General features: G+C 48.7%; 1 rRNA gene. It reads right to left on the bottom strand.

What is annotated here, in order from left to right:
- Positions 1-105 precede the first annotated feature (105 nt).
- A 23S ribosomal RNA gene (locus tag SCA31_RS22345) occupies positions 106-2,705 on the bottom strand; the annotation flags it as partial.

The raw sequence follows: 2,705 nt of genomic DNA, 5'->3' as shown, positions 1-2,705 counted from the left end.
CAGACGTATTGGTCTGTTATCTGATGTCTGTTACCTGACATCTGGTTTAATCGATAAAAACGTTCACAAAGAGGTAACCTTGCTGCACTTCCGTGCGCCATATTAGGCTATAAATCTACGGGTAATTAGTACTACTCGGCTATGGCATTACTGCCTTTACACCTGTAGCCTATCAACGTCGTCATCTCCAACGACCCTTAAAAGATGTCTCATCTTGAGGCGAGTTTCGCACTTATATGCCTTCAGTGCTTATCTCTTCCAAACGTAGCTACTCAGCGGTGCACCTGGCGGTACAACTGATACACCAGAGGTTTGTTCAATTCGGTCCTCTCGTACTAGAATCAAGCCCTCTCAAACATCTAACGCCCGCAATAGATAGAGACCGAACTGTCTCACGACGTTCTGAACCCAGCTCGCGTGCCACTTTAATGGGCGAACAGCCCAACCCTTGGGACCTTCTCCAGCCCCAGGATGTGACGAGCCGACATCGAGGTGCCGAACCTCCCCGTCGATGTGAGCTCTTGGGGGAGACTAGCCTGTTATCCCCGGAGTACCTTTTATCCTATGAGCGATGGCCCTTCCATACGGAACCACCGGATCACTATGTCCTGCTTTCGCACCTGATCGACTTGTAGGTCTCACAGTCAAGCACCCTTATGCCATTACACTCTACGCACGGTTACCAAGCGTGCTGAGGGTACCTTTGAAAGCCTCCGTTACTCTTTTGGAGGCGACCACCCCAGTCAAACTACCCACCACGCAATGTCCTTCTAAAAGAAGTTAGGCTCCAAGTAAGTAAAGGGTGGTATTTCAACGTCGGCTCCACCTACACTAGCGTGCAAGCTTCAAAGCCTCCCACCTATCCTACACATTACTTACTCAAAGTCAATACGAAGTTATAGTAAAGGTTCACAGGGTCTTTTCGTCCCATTGCGGGTACTCGGCATCTTCACCGAGACTACAATTTCACAGAGCTCATGGTTGAGACAGTGCCCAGATCGTTACACCATTCGTGCAGGTCGGAACTTACCCGACAAGGAATTTCGCTACCTTAGGACCGTTATAGTTACGGCCGCCGTTTACTGGGGCTTCAGTCAATGCCTTCGGTTTAACCCTAAGCACCTTCCTTAACCTTCCAGCACCGGGCAGGTGTCAGACCCTATACTGCATCTTTCGATTTTGCAGAGTCCTGTGTTTTTGATAAACAGTCGCCTGGGCCTCTTTACTGCGGCCACCATTGCTGATGGCGTCTCTTCTCCCGAAGTTACGAGACTATTTTGCCTAGTTCCTTAACCATGATTCACTCTAGCACCTTAGGATTCTCTCCTCGACTACCTGTGTCGGTTTTGGTACGGGTTGCTTCACTTCGGCTTTTCTTGGAAGCACTTTCCCTGCAGCAGCTTCGCCCGAAGGCTAGGCCTTGACTATTCCGTCAGTCTCCAGCAGGTACGGCACTCCGTCCCCTTTTTAGTGTGAGCAAGTATGGGAATATTAACCCATTGTCCATCCACTACCCCTTTCGGGTTCGCGTTAGGTCCCGACTAACCCTCAGCTGATTAGCATGGCTGAGGAAACCTTAGTCTTTCGGTGAGGGGGTTTCTCGCCCCCTTTATCGTTACTTATGCCTACATTTTCTTTTCTATCCGCTCCACAATACCTCACGATACTGCTTCGGCGCAAATAGAATGCTCTCCTACCAGATGTACACAAGGTACAAATCCATAGCTTCGGTAATATGTTTATGCCCGATTATTATCCATGCCGGACCGCTCGACTAGTGAGCTGTTACGCACTCTTTAAATGAATGGCTGCTTCCAAGCCAACATCCTAGCTGTCAATGCAGTCCAACCGCGTTGCTTCAACTTAACATATATTTGGGGACCTTAGCTGTTGGTCTGGGTTCTTTCCCTCTCGGACATGGACCTTAGCACCCATGCCCTCACTGCCGTAGAACATTTATTAGCATTCGGAGTTTGTCAGGAATTGGTAGGTGGTGAAACCCCCGCATCCAATCAGTAGCTCTACCTCTAATAAACTTATATACGACGCTGCACCTAAATGCATTTCGGAGAGTACGAGCTATCTCCCAGTTTGATTGGCCTTTCACCCCTACCCACAGGTCATCCGAAGACTTTTCAACGTCAACCGGTTCGGTCCTCCACTCTGTGTTACCAGAGCTTCAACCTGCCCATGGGTAGATCACAAGGTTTCGCGTCTAATCCTACTAACTAAGCGCCCTATTCAGACTCGCTTTCGCTCCGGCTCCGGTACTTAATACCTTAACCTCGCTAGTAAAATTAACTCGTAGGCTCATTATGCAAAAGGCACGCCGTCACACCATATAGGTGCTCCGACCGCTTGTAGGCGTACGGTTTCAGGTTCTATTTCACCCTTCTATTCGAAGTGCTTTTCACCTTTCCTTCACAGTACTTGTTCACTATCGGTCTTTCAGGAGTATTTAGCCTTGGAGGATGGTCCCCCCATATTCAGACAGGATTTCACGTGTCCCGCCCTACTCATTTATCACTTAAATATGCCTTTCATATACGGGGCTATCACCCGCTACGGCTGTTCTTTCCAGAACATTCTATTAAACATAAATTAGCTTTTGGGCTAATCCGCTTTCGCTCGCCACTACTTACGGAATCTCTTCGATTTCTTTTCCTCCGGGTACTTAGATGTTTCAGTTCTCCGGGTTTGCTCTC

The organism is Chryseobacterium sp. SIMBA_028, from assembly GCF_046535285.1.
Lineage (GTDB): Bacteria > Bacteroidota > Bacteroidia > Flavobacteriales > Weeksellaceae > Chryseobacterium.
Note: the sequence above shows the minus strand (reverse complement) of the source record. Positions and strands in the feature narration are given on the sequence as shown.